19 protein-coding genes are annotated in these 18,210 nt (G+C 33.1%); 11 read left to right on the plus strand and 8 right to left on the minus strand.

Annotation, left to right across the window (positions count from 1 at the left end; genetic code table 11):
- The first annotated feature begins 157 nt into the window (after positions 1 to 157).
- Positions 158 to 616: an SRPBCC family protein gene (locus ADIWIN_RS06705; RefSeq protein WP_020894274.1), complete on the plus strand. Its 459-nt coding sequence runs from the start codon at positions 158 to 160 to the stop codon at positions 614 to 616.
- A 40-nt stretch (positions 617 to 656) separates the two neighbouring features.
- The gene (locus tag ADIWIN_RS06710) at positions 657 to 890 is read left to right on the plus strand and encodes a hypothetical protein (RefSeq protein ID WP_020894275.1); all 234 of its coding nucleotides are present in this window, start codon (positions 657 to 659) and stop codon (positions 888 to 890) included.
- A gap of 36 nt (positions 891 to 926) precedes the next feature.
- Here ADIWIN_RS06710 and ADIWIN_RS06715 read toward each other — a convergent pair whose 3' ends face one another.
- From ADIWIN_RS06715 to ADIWIN_RS06730, 4 genes are read right to left on the minus strand one after another with little or no spacing between them, the layout of a single operon-like run.
- Positions 927 to 2,069, minus strand: coding sequence for a lycopene cyclase family protein (locus ADIWIN_RS06715; RefSeq protein WP_020894276.1), 1,143 nt, complete (start codon positions 2,067 to 2,069; stop codon positions 927 to 929).
- A gap of 42 nt (positions 2,070 to 2,111) precedes the next feature.
- Positions 2,112 to 3,002 carry a patatin-like phospholipase family protein gene (locus ADIWIN_RS06720; RefSeq protein WP_020894277.1) on the minus strand — a complete coding sequence of 297 codons (891 nt, stop codon included), beginning with the start codon at positions 3,000 to 3,002 and terminating at the stop codon, positions 2,112 to 2,114.
- Positions 3,003 to 3,030: 28 nt separating this feature from the next.
- Positions 3,031 to 3,936: a patatin-like phospholipase family protein gene (locus tag ADIWIN_RS06725; protein ID WP_020894278.1), complete on the minus strand. Its 906-nt coding sequence runs from the start codon at positions 3,934 to 3,936 to the stop codon at positions 3,031 to 3,033.
- 5 nt (positions 3,937 to 3,941) lie between these two features.
- Positions 3,942 to 5,915 carry a M1 family metallopeptidase gene (locus ADIWIN_RS06730; RefSeq protein ID WP_020894279.1) on the minus strand — a complete coding sequence of 658 codons (1,974 nt, stop codon included), beginning with the start codon at positions 5,913 to 5,915 and terminating at the stop codon, positions 3,942 to 3,944.
- A gap of 332 nt (positions 5,916 to 6,247) precedes the next feature.
- On the opposite strand from ADIWIN_RS06730, the gene ADIWIN_RS06735 reads away from it, so the two are divergent.
- The 7 genes from ADIWIN_RS06735 to recG all read left to right on the plus strand — a co-directional run bounded on the left by ADIWIN_RS06735 (position 6,248) and on the right by recG (position 14,044).
- Complete coding sequence (locus ADIWIN_RS06735; RefSeq protein WP_020894280.1) at positions 6,248 to 6,901, plus strand: acyltransferase; 654 nt, start codon at positions 6,248 to 6,250, stop codon at positions 6,899 to 6,901.
- A gap of 136 nt (positions 6,902 to 7,037) precedes the next feature.
- Entirely contained in the window at positions 7,038 to 7,286 is a 249-nt protein-coding gene (locus tag ADIWIN_RS06740) for an acyl carrier protein (protein ID WP_020894281.1), read from the plus strand.
- Positions 7,287 to 7,310: 24 nt separating this feature from the next.
- Positions 7,311 to 9,056 (plus strand): asparagine synthase (glutamine-hydrolyzing), encoded by a 1,746-nt coding sequence (asnB, locus tag ADIWIN_RS06745; protein WP_020894282.1) that lies wholly within the window; start codon positions 7,311 to 7,313, stop codon positions 9,054 to 9,056.
- Between the two features lie 5 nt (positions 9,057 to 9,061).
- On the plus strand, positions 9,062 to 9,325 hold the full coding sequence (locus tag ADIWIN_RS20830; protein ID WP_020894283.1) for a hypothetical protein: 264 nt from the start codon (positions 9,062 to 9,064) through the stop codon (positions 9,323 to 9,325).
- Positions 9,309 to 10,289, plus strand: coding sequence for an NAD(+) synthase (gene nadE / locus ADIWIN_RS06750; protein ID WP_020894284.1), 981 nt, complete (start codon positions 9,309 to 9,311; stop codon positions 10,287 to 10,289). The genes ADIWIN_RS20830 and nadE overlap by 17 nt, the downstream gene beginning before the upstream one ends.
- Before the next feature lie 11 nt (positions 10,290 to 10,300).
- Positions 10,301 to 11,482 carry an AMP-binding protein gene (locus ADIWIN_RS06755; protein ID WP_020894285.1) on the plus strand — a complete coding sequence of 394 codons (1,182 nt, stop codon included), beginning with the start codon at positions 10,301 to 10,303 and terminating at the stop codon, positions 11,480 to 11,482.
- Between the two features lie 459 nt (positions 11,483 to 11,941).
- Positions 11,942 to 14,044, plus strand: coding sequence for an ATP-dependent DNA helicase RecG (gene recG, locus ADIWIN_RS06760; RefSeq protein WP_020894287.1), 2,103 nt, complete (start codon positions 11,942 to 11,944; stop codon positions 14,042 to 14,044).
- Positions 14,045 to 14,146: 102 nt separating this feature from the next.
- Here recG and ADIWIN_RS06765 read toward each other — a convergent pair whose 3' ends face one another.
- From ADIWIN_RS06765 to ADIWIN_RS19985, 3 genes are all read right to left on the minus strand, one after another.
- Positions 14,147 to 14,707, minus strand: coding sequence for a type 1 glutamine amidotransferase domain-containing protein (locus tag ADIWIN_RS06765; RefSeq protein ID WP_020894288.1), 561 nt, complete (start codon positions 14,705 to 14,707; stop codon positions 14,147 to 14,149).
- 70 nt (positions 14,708 to 14,777) lie between these two features.
- Positions 14,778 to 15,419 (minus strand): SDR family oxidoreductase, encoded by a 642-nt coding sequence (locus tag ADIWIN_RS06770; protein WP_020894289.1) that lies wholly within the window; start codon positions 15,417 to 15,419, stop codon positions 14,778 to 14,780.
- Between the two features lie 8 nt (positions 15,420 to 15,427).
- Positions 15,428 to 15,583, minus strand: a complete 156-nt coding sequence (locus ADIWIN_RS19985; protein WP_081669539.1) for a YqaE/Pmp3 family membrane protein — start codon at positions 15,581 to 15,583, stop codon at positions 15,428 to 15,430.
- Between the two features lie 283 nt (positions 15,584 to 15,866).
- On the opposite strand from ADIWIN_RS19985, the gene ADIWIN_RS06775 reads away from it, so the two are divergent.
- Positions 15,867 to 16,127, plus strand: coding sequence for a hypothetical protein (locus ADIWIN_RS06775; RefSeq protein ID WP_020894291.1), 261 nt, complete (start codon positions 15,867 to 15,869; stop codon positions 16,125 to 16,127).
- 45 nt (positions 16,128 to 16,172) lie between these two features.
- Positions 16,173 to 16,436, plus strand: a complete 264-nt coding sequence (locus tag ADIWIN_RS06780) for a hypothetical protein (RefSeq protein WP_152487229.1) — start codon at positions 16,173 to 16,175, stop codon at positions 16,434 to 16,436.
- Between the two features lie 323 nt (positions 16,437 to 16,759).
- Here the strand turns inward: ADIWIN_RS06780 and ADIWIN_RS06790 are convergent, their stop codons facing one another.
- On the minus strand, positions 16,760 to 17,974 hold the full coding sequence (locus ADIWIN_RS06790; RefSeq protein ID WP_020894294.1) for a peroxiredoxin family protein: 1,215 nt from the start codon (positions 17,972 to 17,974) through the stop codon (positions 16,760 to 16,762).
- Positions 17,975 to 18,210: the final 236 nt, after the last annotated feature.

Genomic DNA, 18,210 nt, shown 5'->3' on the forward strand with positions numbered 1-18,210 from the left:
CATTATTTTAATAGTTATCGTTAGCTATGTTGTAAAAATCACACCAAAAGTACAAGTCGTAATATTTTACGATGATTTTAACAATTAAAAGTGTTCAACAACGATTAGATAACATTTTTACTATCGCTTGTTATACTTTTATCAAAACTTCAACAACATGCAGTACACCACTGAAATATTAATTAACAAACCTATTTCAGAAGTTATAAAAAAATTTAATTCTGCGGACAACTTAAAACATTGGCAAGAAGGCTTGGTTAGTACTGAACATATTTCTGGAATTCCGAATGAACTTGGTGCTAAAATGAAATTAAACTTTAGTTTTGGAAAACGTAAAATGGAAATTATAGAAACCGTTACAAAACAAGATTTCCCTAATGAATTTCACGCTACCTATGCAACAAAAGGAGTCCGCAACATTCAAGAAAATTATTTTAAAGCTACAGAAAACAATATAACACAATGGACATCTATAACAGATTGCCAACCGACTAGCTTTAAAATTAGTTTAATGTTGTTTTTAATACCTAGCGCATTTAAGAAACAGACAAAAACTTATATGACTAATTTTAAGAAATTTGTTGAACAAGGCATTTCAATTCATAAGGCTAATTAAGACGGATTAAACTTTATAAAGATTCAGTAAAAACTAAACTATGCGAAAATTGAAATTAATATGGGATTTTAGAGGACCAGCAGGACAAAAAACAGCTGAACACCATGTTATACATTTAAAGGAATATATTGCTATGAACAAACTAGACATTACAATTACAGGTGTTGAAATTCTTAGCGACATGCACAGTATAGCTTACTTAGTCGTTGATGAGTCAGAAATGAAACCCATACGAGATACATTAAAACCCCATAGAGGACAAGTATATTCTTAAGTTGATCTGACAAGCGTATAATTAAAAGTTAATTTTTCAAAATAGCCGCTTAAAAAAGGCTTGAATAAATCGTTTTGGCGGAACTGATAGAATAATTTTTAGATCTTCGAATAACGTAGACTCTTCATCTAAAAACCTAAAAATAGTTTTAATGTTTGTCTTTTTAAACATGGACGAAAATAAAGCTGCTCCTTCTTCATTATGATGCGCTAATACATCTAAAAGTATTAAATCATAAAAGCCAAATTTATCGTTTTTATAAAACTTAGATAAGTCCTGTTCTTTCTTTAAAAACGACACGACTGCTTTAGTTTTCTTTGATGTATTTGTAAAGGTGTAACCAGAACTTGCTTTTGTCCAACCTCCAGCTGTTCCAATATTTAATATGTGCCTAGAATTTAAGTCATTAAATTTAAAAGAGGTCATTGGAATATTCCCTTTTTCCTTTTCTATAATTTCGTAATCTACGATGTTTCTCTCACTCAAATAATCTTTAATAGAATCCTCATATTCAGAAAGTTTTAATAAATCTCTTGAAAACAAGGTATATTCAAATAAGGCTGTACGTTTATCTATTGGTAACATATACATAAAACGCGTATTTCCGTTTTGAGGCACTGTAAAATCCATAATAGTAGCAGCAGAATCATCCAACAAATCGACTTTTGTTTTTACAAACCAACCTACAAAATGTTGATGTATTAAAGGGTATTTATCTTGAGAAGTATAAGTTTCAGGATTTGGTAAACTATTAAAAACCTTAGAACCAAAATAAGTATCATTTTTACTAATTATCTGAACTCCGTTTTCTAATTCCGTAAAACGATCCACAGTGTCTTCAATAAAACTAAAATTAGATTTAGAACTTATACTTTCCCACAATGATTTGTAAAACGCTTCGCTTCTAATCATTTTATACCGGTACGGAGCAATTGAAATAACTTTAGAAAACGTATCACTTCCAAAGTAAACATTATTCCAAGTTTTAACTAAGAGATCATCCCACTCTCCTGACCCTTCTTCCCAAAAACACCAAGTTCTGTCGTTGCCCTTTTCTTTTGTTTGATCTATGATTAAAATGGATTTATCATCAAAAAATGCATCTTTCGACATTCTGTACACCAACATTAGTCCCGAAGCACCTGCCCCTAAAATGATATAATCGTATTTTAATTCCATTTGATAACTCTTATTGCAATTGAATATTTGACCTAAAGAATACTATTTTTTCTTTTCATGACGTCTTTCAGCATATTCGTAGCCTTCTCGCCACCATTTAGTCATTAATCGCTTACTAAATATCAGTGAATTTTCGGTAAGGCTAGTAGGTGTATAATACAAATTGAGTTTTACATTTTTATTGCGTGCAGCTAACTTTCCGATGATGATATCATTTCTTTCCACCTGATTTAGTAAATGCCCAAACAAACTAATCATTAATGAAAACGGATTTTTACCCAATACCTTTTGTTTTCCTAAAGTTTCCGCTTCTAAAACAATAGCATCTACTTCTGTTGCTCCCCGTTGAATAGCTTCTCTAATAGGTATTACAGATCCTAATCCACCATCTGCATACTCATAACCATCTACTTTTGCTAAGGACATAAACGGAATGTAATTACATGAAATCCATATCCAATTACAAAATTCTTCGTACGAACATTCTTGTATAGATTTATATTCTACACGATTCATAGATAAATTAGAAACCGTCACCACTACATCATGCTTCTCTTTTCTAATTTTCAGGTATTCTTCATAAGTCACATTTTTTCTAATATGACGTCTTAAGGCTTTACTTTCTCCAAAAGTCCGTCTACGTCTTATAAATTGCCATAACGAATTTATAAAATCAATAGACACATATTCTCTATCCCCTTTTTTATGTTGAATAAAAGGGCTAATGCTAAAAATATCGTGCTGCTGTACATTAGTAAAAATATCATAGAGTTTACCTATTTCGTTAACCGCCAAATGCGGTACCAAAAGACTTCCTGTTGATGTACCTAAAAACAAATCGTAATTATGTTTTTCCCGTTCCATTAAGTATTGTGCCACTCCGCCTGCAAATGCTCCTTTACTTCCTCCACCAGATATTACTAAAGCTCGCATTTAATTATTTATATTTATTAATGTTGATTTATTCTGTTTCTAATGGACTAACCTCTTCGTTTTTATACTTGGCGTAATTAAATCCACTCTCCCACCATTTAGTCATTTTAACTTTATCAAAAACTAATGAATTGGTTGTTAAAACTGTTGGAGTATAATAAAAATTAATGATAGCGTTTTGATTTGAAGCTACAAACTTACCGATTCTAATATTTTGACTCTCTATTCTGTCCAACATAAAGGCAAACATATTAGTAAGTAAAGAGAAAGCATTAATCGAAGGCATTCTATTAAGTTGACTTATTTCCGTTTGTAAAATAATAGCATCTATTGTTGTTGCACCTCGTTTTATAGCTTCTTCTATAGGCACCATAGATCCTAGACCGCCATCTGCATATTCACAACCATATTTTTTAGCTAGGGACATAAATGGTGTATAATTACAAGATATCCAAATCCATTCGCAAAACTCTTCATAATCAAAATCTATTATAGATTTATATTCTACTTGATTAAGTGATAAGTTAGAAACAGTAACTACAACATCTATATTACTTTCTTTAAGCGTAATAAATTCCTCTTTGGTTAATGTCCTTTTAATGAGTTGTTTTAAGTTAAGACTTGTACCGAACGTCTTATGCCCTTTTAACAAATTTAGAAGTACTATAAAATGATTAATCCCTATGGTTTCAATACCTTTCTTTTTTTTGATGATAAAAGGACAACTATCAAATATCGCATCATTATTGACACTCGTATAGACATGTTTTATTTTATCTACGCGGTTTAATCCTAAATGAGACACCAAAAGACTTCCGGTAGACGTCCCAATAAACAAATCGTACTTATGCTTTTTATTTTCAATTAGATACTGCGCCACACCCCCTGCAAATGCACCTTTGCTTCCACCTCCAGATATCACTAATGCTCGCATTAATCTTATTTTTGTTGTAGTTTTTCAGACAATTGTTTAGCAAACTTAACCATTCGCCAGTTGTGATGTGATTTTGCTTTTTCTAAATTAGATTGACATTCTTCAGAACAAGACTTCATTAAATCTAAATAATTAAAGGCTTTAATTCTCACATCTGTATTATATTTCTCATCAGTATATCCCATTAACTCATCAAATAATACTTGCTTGTTATCTGCATCATAATAAGGTGTGTTTAAATTTAAAACAACCCATAACATTCTCACGTTCTTATCATTAAAACCGATTGTTTTTCGAGTTTTAGAAAGATATTTAGAACGTTCTAATGGAAAATTAACCCAAAGGTTATATAAGGCGTTTTCTATCGTAATGTACGATTTATCATTAAGTAAAGACTCATAATCTGATTTTATACTTTCAGGAATTTTAGTCACATGCTCCGAAATAGCTTGTCTAACCTTTAAACTATTATTAAACACATTTGGCGTCACCAATTCTGGTACTTGTGAAATAATCTTCACTTTTGCTTCATCTGAAACATAATATTTCAGGTGTTCTTCACATTTAGACGTTTTTGCCTCGCAATCTACCATTGCATATTCATTGATAAATGTAGATTGACGTTTCAAAATATCATACGCTTCCTCATAAGGAAAGGCTTTATTTTTAATCCAATGATTAACGAAATGGGATAAGGACTGACCATGTAGGTTTTCAACTTGAGAAATAAAATCAGCGGTTTCAACATTTCCAAATTGATGCTTTTCTAAATAATTTTTAACAGCTTTCTTGAAAACGACATCCCCAACTTCATTTTTTAAAGCATGTAAAACCCAAGCTCCACGCTGATAAAAGGTTAAACTACTAGATTTAGGATCTAAAAGTGATGTTCCATTACCTGAAAGATCTTGTCTGCTTAGCTCCAAGACTGACTCCAATAATTTATAGTAGAAATAATTATCACCAAAAATATCGCGTTCCGCCAAAAGCGCATAATACGTTGCAAACCCTTCTTGTAACCAATGGTGTTCTCCAGATTTTGCAGTTACCAAATCACCAAACCATTGATGTGCTAACTCGTGCGCATTAACACTGACGTAATTTTTGTCATTAAACCCAATATCATCGACCACAAAAGCATCTGAAAAAATAGTAAGACTTGTATTTTCCATCCCTGCATATAGAAAATCGTGGACAGGAACTTGTTTGTAATTTTGCCATGGATAAGCAAATCCTATTTCTTCTTCTAAGAAATTAAACATTTGTTCAGAATAGCGATATGTTGGCTCTACTTTTAAGGAATCTTCTGGATAATAGTAATACTCTAAAGGAATACCACTTTTAGATGTTTTTGTTTTTTTGCTGTATTTACCATATACTAAAGCTAATAAATAGCTAGACATCGGTTTTTCCATTTGATAAGAAACCTTCTCCAAACCATCCTGCAAAGGACTATTAATTGTATTTAAACCATTAGATATAAAGCGATATTCAGATTTCTTAATTGTACTTAAATTGAAAATAATTTTATCATTAACATCATCTAAACTAGGAAACCAATGGCTTGTATACTTTCCTTGCCCTTGCGTCCATACTTGAGGCTCATTCTCTCGTTTCAAAAAATATAAGGCTTGTTTAGGCTTTGCAGAATAATCAAAATAAATAGTATAAGACTGACCTTTTTTAAACTGATTTTTAAAATAGATTTTATTATCTTCATAGGAATAGTCCAATTGCTCAACATTAGAGTCAGCTACTTTTATCTCAACATTTTTGAATGTCATATTTACAGCATCTAAAAATATAGAATCTGTTGATTTAGTAATATCGAGATTATACCAAACTCTCCCTTTTACCATTGAAGAATCTATAAGGATATTAAGCATTCCGTTTGCTCTTTTAAAATCCACATATTCAGTCTGCTGAGCAAATGACAAACTCGTAATAAAAACACAAAGGGCAACAAAAAATTTCTTCATAAAATAGAACTAGACAAGAATAAGACCAAAATACGGAATTCAACTCTCATAACACAAAAACTCAATTCTAAAAATTATATTGTTACGATTAAATTAGATTCATGCGTTACTAGAACGAGTTTAGCATAAATTGTATGAATGACAGAAATGAAGTTCCTTTTTTTAACGCTCAACGTATAATTTCCAACATTAAAACAAAAAATAACCTGTTCAAAAGTGCACCACTTGCGGACTGACAAATATCATATTTTTCGTTAATTTTATATGTATCTTTACCTTATCTAATTTCTTTTATACATTTACAGCTCTGCTTTTTAATTAAATCATACTCAATGACCCCAAACCTATTTGAAATTGGTTATTACGATAATAATGACCTAAAATCACTTGGTTTTAAATCCCTTGGAACCAATGTTAAAATCGCTAAAAATTGTTTAATTTATGGTATCCAGAATATATCTATCGGCAGTAATGTTATTATAGATTCATTTTGTTCTTTGGTAGTACCCGGAGATGGCTATTTAAACATAGGATCATACGTACATATTGCTTCATATTGCCACTTACTTGCATCTGACGGTATTGAACTTAACGATTTTTCTGGTCTATCTCAAGGAGTAAAAATATACAGTAAAACGGATGATTACTCGGGTAATTCATTAACGAATCCAACAATACCAGACACATATAAAACCATGAAAAAAGGAAGAGTTTCACTTGGTGAACACTCCATAATCGGAGCAGGATGTACTATACTTCCGAATGTTCTTATTGGAGAAGGAGCCTCTGTTGGTGCTTTATCTTTAATTGGCTCAAATTTAAACTCATGGACATTATATGCTGGAAACCCATTAAGAAAACTCACAAACAGATCTAAAAACCTATTACATAAAAAGCAAGAATTTCTTGAAGAATTAAAACGAAAAATAACTAATTTTTATTTGAAACATTTCAAAAACCCTAGTCAACTAACTTATGAACAATAATTTAGAATAACTTTAGAAATATTTCAACTTTATTTTGTAAGAAAATTAATAAGTTTACGCTTTAATATATTAAATGATTTAATTGAAAACTTTAAAACACTTTTAACACTCCTTCTTAGTTAATAATAATCTTATAATGCAGACAGAAACTGATACAAAAACCAAAGTAAAAAATTACATTATTGAATCTACTTTTGATGATGTAGAAAAGATAAAAGATGACACTCTTATTTTCGAAGAAGGCATCCTAGACTCTATGGGTTTATTGTTTTTAATTGAATTTCTACAGGAAGAATTTAACTTAACAACGAGCGATGAAGAACTCGTTGTAGAAAACTTTCAATCTATTAATAACATTATCGCCTTCATTGAGAGTAAGATGTAATTTCAAACTTTTTATTCTTTAACTATGTGTGGAATAGCTGGCTTTTATAATTTTAATTTATCCACAGAAGATAAAGCTTATACACTTCGGCAAATGCTTACACGAATTAAGCACAGAGGACCTGACGAAAGTGGCATTTATCTATCTAAAGCTGTTGGCCTTGGTAGTGTACGTCTTAGCATTGTCGATTTAGCCACAGGCACAATGCCTCTCTCTAATTCTAATGACTCATTATGGATTGTGTTTAATGGCGAAATATTTAACCACATTGAGCTAAGAGAAGAACTATTAGCAAAAAACCACACATTTAAAACCCATAGTGACACTGAAGTCATTGTGCATCTCTATGAAGAATATGGGCCTGAATTTCTTAATAAATTAAACGGCCAGTTCGCTATTGCCATTTGGGATAAAAACAAACAAGAATTATTTTTAGCTAGAGATCGTGTAGGCATTAGACCTTTATTTTACACTACAGTTGGCGACGCTTTTATTTTTGCTTCTGAGATAAAATCTTTTTTAGAATTTCCAGAATTTCGGCCAAAAATTTCAGCAAAAGCATTGTCTGAATATTTCACATTTTGGACAACACTTTCTTCTAATTCAGCTTTTGAAGATGTTTTTGAATTACCTCCCGGAAGCTACATGACGATTAACGCGAATTCCAAAACCATAAAAACCTATTGGGAGTTACCAATAACCAAACCCAACGACTATAAATACAATACACTAGAAGAAGCTTCTGAAGCCTTTGAATCTCTTTTTACAGATGCCGTAAAATTAAGACTTAGAGCAGATGTGCAAGTGGGCGCATATTTAAGTGGAGGTCTAGATTCTAGTATTACCACTTCTTTTATCAAAAAGATTTTACCCGATAATCTGAGAACTTTCTCTATTGGTTTTACAGAAAAGGATTTTGACGAATCCTCTTTTCAAAATATAGCGCGAGATTATTTTAAAACACAACATTCTAGCATTACGTGCAGCCCAAAAGATATTTCAGAAAACTTTAAAGATGTGGTCTGGCATTCCGAAGCTCCTTTATTACGCACAGCTCCTGCACCTATGAGTTTGTTAGCGAAAAGTGTCCGAGATCAAAACATTAAAGTGGTCATAACAGGTGAAGGTGCTGATGAACTTTTTGGAGGCTACAACATATTTAAAGAAACTAAGATTAAGCTTTTTTGGGCTAAGGATCCACAATCTAAGTATCGACCATTATTACTCAAAAAACTATATCCTTACATTCCACAAATAAGCAAAGCGAACAACACTATATTAAAATTATTTTTCGGCTATAAATTGAACGAAACCACATCACCAATTTATTCGCATTTGCTGCGGTGGCATAACACATCTCGAATCAATAATTATTTTTCGAAAGACTACAAAGAAGCGATTCAGAATTACAATCCCATTTTAGAAATTGAAAAGCAGTTAGAAACAAAATTTAAAGACCTCGACTATTTAACCAAGGCACAGTGGATTGAACTAAACTTCTTTATGTCAAAATATCTTTTATCTTCTCAAGGAGATAGAATGGCTATGGCAAATTCAGTTGAAGGTCGTTATCCTTTTTTAGATCATAGAGTTATTGAATTTTGCATGAACTTGAATCCTGATTTAAAATTAAATGGCTTAAACGAAAAGTATCTGTTAAAGAAACTAATGAAAGACAGATTACCAGAATCTATTTTAAATCGACCGAAGCAAGCCTACCGAGCACCTATTCAAAGCGCTTTTTTTCAGGAGACATGCCGCCCTATTTAAACACGATGCTCTCAGAAGAAAAGATTACCGAATTTGGAATTTTCAATGCAGCATACGTCAGTCAACTTAAAAAGAAGATGACACTAAATAAACACGTATCAGAGATTGATAACATGGCAATTACAGCTGTTTTATCCACTCAAATATTATATGATTTATATATCAATAAATCCATACCAGCATTACAAGAAAACGAACTTGTTGTGCTAAATATAACAATAATAGACGAATCATCTGGCAAAAGAATTAATCATGAACACAACACGTAAACCTTTTTCAAAAGATATATTACATATTGAAAACATCGAAACTGTTTGCAATGAGATCATTTCAAAATTAAAAACTGATGTCGCAAAAAAATTACAGCGAAGAGGTGCCGTTATTGGTATCAGCGGTGGAATTGACTCTTCAGTCTGCATGGCATTATCTGCTAAAGCTTTTGGTCCGAATAAAGTTACTGCTATCATGCTCCCAGAGCAAGATTCTAGTGATGATAGCCGAATACTCGCTGAAAAACTAGCTGCTAAATTTGAAGTCACAGATACCTTAGTTGAAGACATTACCAAAGCACTAGATGGTTTTGGATGCTACCAAAGAAGAGATGACGCCATCGGAAGAGTGATTACTAATTTTGACCCTACTATTGACAAAGCTAAAATTGAAATAAAACAAGATGCAGCATCAAACCTGCCTCCTGCTTTTTCTGTAACCGTCATAAAACTAAACGGAGATATCATAAGCAAACTATTACCCGTAAAAGAATACCTTCAAATTGTGGCCTCTACCAATTTTAAACAACGTAGCAGAATGAGTATGCTTTATTATCATGCAGAACGTTTACACTATGCTGTTATTGGGACACCAAACAAACATGAAGTTGAGCAAGGCTTTTTCGTAAAACATGGTGATGGAGGTGCAGACGTGATGCCTATTGGTCATTTATATAAAACACAAGTTTACCAATTAGCAAGTCACTTAGGCGTTCCTCAGGAAATTATTGACCGAACACCAACCACAGATACCTATACTGCAGAACAAACCCAGGAAGATTTCTTTTACCAAATGCCTTTTGAGCAAATGGATCTCATTTGGTATGGTTGGGAAAATGACTATCCCGCAGATGAAGTTGCTAAAGTTATGGACAGAACTCCTCAAGATATTGAAAATATCTATAAAAACTTTGAACGCAAAAGAAAGACAACAGAATATTTAAGAATGCGTCCAATATTTTAAAATCCTTAGATATGAATGTTTTTGATCACTTATTTGACACCACTAAAAATCTTGAAAAGGATTTCTTACTAGGCTCAAAAGAAACGGTTTCATTTCAGAAACTCTATAGTGATAGCCTAAAAATAGCCTCATATTTAAAAGAAACTGCTGGAGAGAATCAACATATTACATTAATTAGTCCAAATTCCGCTTTCTTTATAACCGCATACTTAGGTATTTTAAAATCGGGCAATACCTGTGTACCTCTTAATTTTGCCATAGAACAAGGCAATTTAGATTACATCCTCAACACAACGGAAAGTGCATTGGTTTTTATCACAAAATCGTTAAAACGCAAATTAGAATTCAACTCAAATATCCATTTAATTGATGAAGATGCATCTTTAGAAATTAGAGAGTATCAGAATATTCTTGAAATGAATTCAAATTTCGACAGTAATCGTGTATCAGAAATCATTTTTACGTCTGGCTCTACAGGAGAACCAAAAGGAGTAATGATTAGTCATCAAAATATTATCGCAAATACAGATGCTATTATTACGTATTTAAAACTGACTTCAAACGACGCTATGTGCGTGGTATTACCGTTCTTTTATTGCTATGGTTTATCGCTATTACATACACATCTTAAAGTTGGTGGATCACTAGTTCTCAATAATAGTTTTATTTTCCTTGGTTCAGTTATCAACGATTTAAAAAATTACAACTGTACCGGATTTGCTGGTGTTCCAAGTCATTTTCAAATTTTATTAAAAAAATCGCAAACGTTTAAAACCGAAGTATTTCCTAGTTTAAGATACGTTACACAAGCAGGAGGGAAATTGCATACTATTTTTATTGACGAGTTCACAGAAGCCTTTCCAACTAAAGAATTCTATGTGATGTATGGCCAAACCGAAGCTACAGCACGCTTATCTTATTTACCTCCTGAATTTATCCATACCAAAACAAGCTCCATCGGAAAAGCTATTCCAAATGTCGAATTAAAAATAGTTAACGACAAAGGTGAAACCGCAACAATAAATGAAGAAGGAGAGCTGTTAGCACGTGGAGAAAACATCATGTTAGGCTATTTTAAAGACAAAGAAGGCACTGATCTTGCCATTAAAGATGGATGGCTCCACACAGGTGATTTAGCCAAAATAGACAAGGATGGATTCATCTATTTGGTGGCAAGAAAAAAGAAATCATAAAAGTTGGAGGTAAACGCGTTAGTCCGAAAGAAATTGAAGACGTTATACTAGCAATCCCAGAAGTCGAAGACTGTATGATTACTCGTTTTGATGACGACCTTTTAGGTGAAGCAATACAAGCCACCATCGTTCTTAGCCATGTAATTGACGAAGACGACATAAAAAAAGAATTCTTAAAGAATGCTCTAAACATTTATCCTCCTATAAAATCCCGCAACGGATTGTTTTTGAAAAAACGATACCATTGAGCGCTACAGGAAAGAAAAGCATCAAATAACAACTTAGGTCGTCAGAGTGATTTTCTAAAGTAAAAACACCATCCTATTGCGTATTACAAGGTACAAAATAGACTCTTGCCTTCGGAGGAATGACAAACCTAAAATATACCGATAAAAATAAAGTTGAATTCTTCATCAGATGAGATTCCTACGTTCGCAGGAATTTGGTAAATTCGCAATTATGAGTGTGAATTTACAAACTCCCATCGATTATCTTAAAGGCGTTGGTCCCAACCGAGCGGATTTACTGCGCTCAGATTTGGGCATTCAGACTTATCAAGATCTTCTTAATCTATTTCCAAATCGGTATATCGATCGCACTAGGTACTATAAAATCAATGAATTACAGCGTAATAATGCCGAAGTTCAAATCATTGGAAAAATTACAGGATTTAGAGAAGTCGCTCAAAAAAGAGGCAAGCGTTTAGTCGCAGACTTTAGAGACGACACAGGCATGATGGAACTCGTTTGGTTTAGAGGTCAAAAGTGGATACGCGACAACCTAAAGACAGGTCAAACTTATGTGATTTTTGGAAAAGCCAATTGGTTTAGTGGTAAATTTAATATGCCACATCCTGAAATAGAATTGCAATCGGAGCACGAAAGTAATTTGCGTTCAGCCATGCAAGCCATTTATCCTTCAACCGAAAAATTATCAAATAAGGGTGTTACAAATAAAGTTGTAACCAATATAATGCAGCAATTATTTTTGGAAACCAAAGGTCGGTTTGTAGAAACGTTGCCCGATTCAGTTATGGCTGAATTAAAATTAATTTCAAAACCTGAAGCACTTTTTAATATTCATTTTCCGAAGACTCCAGAGCTGTTAGCAAGAGCTCAATTTCGATTAAAATTTGAAGAATTATTTTACATTCAGCTGCAGTTAATTATCAAAAATCTCATTCATAAATCGAAAATAAAAGGCTTTACTTTTGATAAAGTAGGAGACTATTTTAACACCTTTTACAAAGACCATTTACCCTTCGAATTAACCAATGCACAGAAGCGTGTTTTAAAAGAAATCAGACACGATTTAGGCAGTAATGCCCAGATGAATCGCCTTTTACAAGGAGATGTAGGCTCAGGAAAGACCATAGTCGCGTTTATGTCAATGCTCATGGGGCTTGACAACGGTTATCAATGCTGTCTAATTGCTCCTACTGCTATTTTGTCAGTCCAGCACTACCAAGGATTAAGTGACCTATGCAAACCTTTAGGAATCAGTGTTTCACTTCTTCAAGGCTCAACCAAAGCTTCAGAACGAAGAATCATTCATGAAAATCTAGAAAATGGCAATTTACAGATCCTAATTGGCACGCATGCTTTACTTGAAGATAAGGTTAAATTCAAGAATTTAGGACTCGCTATTATTGATGAACAACACCGTTTTGGAGTTAAGCAACGATCAAAATTATGGCATAAAAACACCCTTCCTCCAAACGTCTTGGTAATGACCGCTACTCCAATTCCAAGAACCTTAGCCATGTCTGTTTATGGCGACTTGGATATCTCTGTAATTGATGAATTACCAGCAGGAAGAAAACCCATAAAAACGGTTCACAGATTTGATAATAACCGACTGAAAGTTTTCAAATTTATGAAAGATGAAATCGCTTTAGGTCGTCAAATTTATATCGTCTATCCATTAATTCAAGAAAATGAAACCATGGATTATAAAGATTTAATGGATGGTTATGAAAGTGTGTCTCGAGAGTTTCCAATGCCAGATTACCAGATTTCAATTGTTCACGGAAAAATGAAACCTGCCGACAAAGATTACGAAATGCAACGTTTTGTAAAAGGCGAAACTCAAATTATGGTGGCAACAACCGTTATTGAAGTTGGTGTTAATGTGCCCAATGCCTCTGTTATGATTATTGAAAGCGCAGAACGCTTTGGCTTATCGCAATTACACCAATTGCGCGGACGTGTTGGTCGTGGTGCAGAACAGAGTTATTGTATATTGATGACAAGTCATAAACTAAGTCAAGACAGTAAAACTAGACTAGAAACCATGGTACGCAGTAGTGATGGCTTTGAAATCGCTGAAGTGGATTTAAAATTACGTGGACCAGGCGATCTTATGGGCACCCAACAAAGTGGTGTTTTAAACCTTAGAATTGCAGATATTGTAAAAGACAAGGATATCTTGGAGCAATCGCGTTATTATGCTAAAAACATTTTAAAAATCGACCCTAGCTTAGCGTCTCCAGAGCATAGTGCAATACTCCATACCTATAAACAAATGAGCAAGTATCGCAACATTTGGAATTATATTTCATAAACCATTGAATAGTCATTTTGTTAGTTCAATTTGAAACAAAAAAAAAAAGAGACGCTTATAACGTCTCTTTTCTCTTTCTTAATCAAAGCAAAGTGTTTAGTATTAAGCCACTTGCTCTTCGTGTTTACCTTCGTAGACTTCTTCTACTAATTTTTTATTGAATGCTGGTAAATCCTCAGGAGATCTACTGGTCACTAATCCTGAATCCACCACCACTTCTTCATCGACCCAATTAGCTCCGGCATTAATCATATCCGTTTTTATAGAATCGTATGATGTGATTTTACGTCCTTTTAAAACTCCTGCTTCTGCTAACAACCATGGTGCATGGCATATGGCAGCAACGGGTTTATGGTTTTCAAAGAAAGATTTCACAAAGGACACCGCAGCCTTATTCTTACGTAATATGTCTGGATTGATTTGCCCTCCAGGCAATACTAAAGCATTGTAATCCTTTTGACTCACGTCTTTCAAAGTTTTATCTACCTTATATGAGTTACTCCAATTTCCATCTGCCCATCCTTTAATTTCGCCAGACTCTAAGGATACAATATGCACTTCTGCTCCTGCATCTTCTAAAGCTTTTTTGGGTTCTCTTAATTCACTTTCTTCAAATCCGTTTGTTGCTAATATAGCTACTGTTTTCTTATTTAAATTTTCCATTTTAATCTTAATTTTAATTCGTGTTAAATTTTCTTTTGTTCTATTGAAATTCAATTTACATAGGTAAAACCTAACTAACAGTCGATTGTAATTCACTCATGGCTTCACCAATGGAAGTGTTACCTTCTATGATTTCGAATGTGGTATTATACGGAGCATCATCATTTAAAGATTTCACGAGGGTTTGCGCCACGTCTGCTCTACTAATTTCACCACGCTTATTTAATTTTTCTTTCAATTCTACTGTTCCTTTTCCTTCATTATTAGTTAAAGATCCAGGCCTTACAATTGTATATTTAAGGCCGCTGTTTTTAAGATGCTCGTCCGCATTTTGCTTGGCTTTTAGATACTCTTGCAGTTCTTCTGAAGCTTCTGGTTGATCTGCTCCCATAGAACTCAACATTACAAATCTGTTGACATTAGCCATCTTAGAAACAGCCATTAAACGTTTAGCTCCTTCTTGATCAACTTCCACCACATTTTTCCCACCAGAACCCGCAGCAAAAACCACTTTATCAATACCTTTTACAGCATGTGTTAGATCTTCTGTTAAATCTGCGAGCACGGTTTCTACTCCATCATCCTTAAATTGCTTTTGTTGCTCTTCTTTTCGTACCATAGCAATTGGGTTAAAGTATTGCGATGCTTTTAAAAGATTGACAACATGTTTTCCTGTGGTACCGTTTGCACCAGCTACTAATATATTTTCCATAATTATTTTTATTTACTATTGACATAAAACGCATAAATAACTCCTGGCAACCAACCTACAAGGGTTAGCAAAAGACTAATTAAAAACTCGATTCCTAAACCGTGTTTTAAAAATACGGCCAATGGTGGCAAGAGAATCGATAATATGATTGTTAGTAAAGACATTTGTTTGTTTTTTTGTTCTACACAAAATTAGAGCGAACACGTTAAATTCATTGACTTGTTTCATAGTTATGTTAGCGCATATTGACAAAACAAAACGTTAAATAATTAAAAACCTGAACTAAAGACGTGTGTTAAGCGAACTGTTGTGGACTTGAAAATTGTTAATAAGGCATGAATATGTTTAAAAGCTGAACTACTGACTTTTACATTGAAAAATGTTAATTTCGTTTGACGCTTGATATAAGTCATTGAAACGACGTTATATCATAAAACGGCTATTAATTTGAAAAATACAGCATATTTAGATAACAACATTATTGTAGAAACCGAACAAGAGAATTTGTCGACAGATAATTTGCGGAATAATATTGATAAAAATATGACTGAATTTTATTATTCATCTGCACATTTACAAGAGGCTAACGAAATCAAAGCAGAAACGTCCATTTTACTTGAAGAGCGACTTCAAAGGCGATTTGAAACTTTAAGTCTAGTTACTAATAATAAATACGTCAACCAAGAGCTACCCTCGAATAAAGTTTAGACTTAAACTGAAAATCCTAAAACAGTTTTTGAAACAATCAGAGATGTGCCAAATGTCCAAAGTGTGATTAAAGCAGTGATAAATTCCATAAGTGAAGAAACAAAAAAGAACTTTCGAGAAAGAATGAAAATTAATTTCGTTCAAATGAACAATTATATACCGCAAGAGGTTATCGAACAAGTAAATACTCGGAGTACTGAATTGGGTGGATTATCATTTGTTGGAATGATTGAAAACGCTATTAATATTCATCCACAAGGAAAAGAAATGGGAATGGAAATAGATTTGCTGGAATTTTTGAACTATTAGATTTAATTGGCTATTTGGAAAGACAAACACAATTCAAAATCTAATTACGCGAGATTATGGGATGCAAGTCATAGTTTTTATTCATCATATTTTGACTATTTCATATCGGATGATAAACGAACGAGAAATAAAGCTAAAGTAGTATTTGAAATTTACGGAGCAAAAACAAAAGTTATTTCATCAAAAGGAACGGAATAAAAGCTACTTACAACAACCTATATAATTTATTATTGGCTCTAATCTACTTACAAAATATTCAAAGATTTTATATTCCGCTTTTAATTACCAAACCACTTAAAAAGCCAAATAGCACAGCGCCCCCCCTACTCCTTCAACAACCCATTAACAAATCCTTCAAACTCTTCCTTAAACTCAACATACTTTTTACCAGTTGCTGGTCCATTAAAACCGGTATGAATCTTACGCACTTTACCTGTTTTATCAATAAAAATAGAGGTTGGGTACGATAACACGTGGTTTAACATTGGTAATTTCTCTTGTGCCTTGACTTTATCTGACGTTCCGTATTGCGCTAAAAGTATCGGATAATCAATACCAACATTGTCTTGCAAACGGTCTATGCGGCTAAAAGCATCTTCTTTTGTTTTTGCATATTCAAATGCTAGAGCTACAAATTCGATCCCTCTGCCTTTATTCTCTTTATAGTATTCTGCATAATATTTGCTTTCGTCTAGACAATTTGGGCACCACGTTCCCATAATTTGCACAATCACAACTTTATCTTTAAAACGCTCGTCTTTTATAGATATTAATTCATCAGCGGTATTTGAGAATTCAAAATCAATATCATCATAACCTTCTTTTATAAAGGTCAAATTATTAGCACTTGGCAATTCGTAAGTATCGTTTCGTTTGGCGACAAAAGGTTCTTTCCAATGGTTGCCAGAATAGAAATGACCTTCCATGGTAGAATCTGTAACGATTGCTGTAAATAAAAATGCATGAGCTCCATCAAACGTCGACAGTTTCATTTCATTTCCATCCATAACTCCTTCTAAAAAACGATAATCACCTGTGGTTGTTCTAAAAGTTCCGGTTACCTTATCTCCTTCCTGTTTAAAAATACCTTTAGCAATATACTCGTCGTCAGCAATGTCTTTACTAAAAATGGTTTCCCAAATACCTGTACTATTTTGTGATGGCTTCGATTTTACTTCAAAACGTTTAGCATTATTATAATCTGCAGTAAATGGCACAATGCGATCTAAACTTTCTTTTATAAAACTCCCTTTTAGATTATTACCTTCAAATTTAGCAGCGATATAACCTTCAAATACTGGTAGCTTAATAAAAACAGAATCATTCTCATAAGTAATCTCGTTGACGTCTATGACTTCTTCTGCATTAAATATTTTTATTTCGGTAGCTGACTTTACTTCAAAAATAAATGGTAATTCTTCATTGTCTTGTACCTCAATAACAGCTCTATAAGACCCCATTTCTAAGGTTTTAGATGATGTCTCAGATTTACAAGAGGACAATAAAATAATGGCTAAAAAGCCTATAAGGTTTTTCATAGTATAATTTTCTATTCTAATTAATTGATAAAAATCGTAAATCTAGAATGTTTTTCAACATAAAAAGTAAAATAAATACGTTAACAAATCTTGAACGTCATTCCCAAAAACGACAAAACACCCATACTTCAGTATCTTATAATCCATCATTTTTGTGGTGTAACGCGTCAAAAATCACAATGTTAAAATCAATTCTAAATTTTATCCTTTCACATTTCATTACAAATCAACTATTA

Source organism: Winogradskyella psychrotolerans RS-3, assembly GCF_000427335.1.
GTDB lineage: Bacteria > Bacteroidota > Bacteroidia > Flavobacteriales > Flavobacteriaceae > Winogradskyella > Winogradskyella psychrotolerans.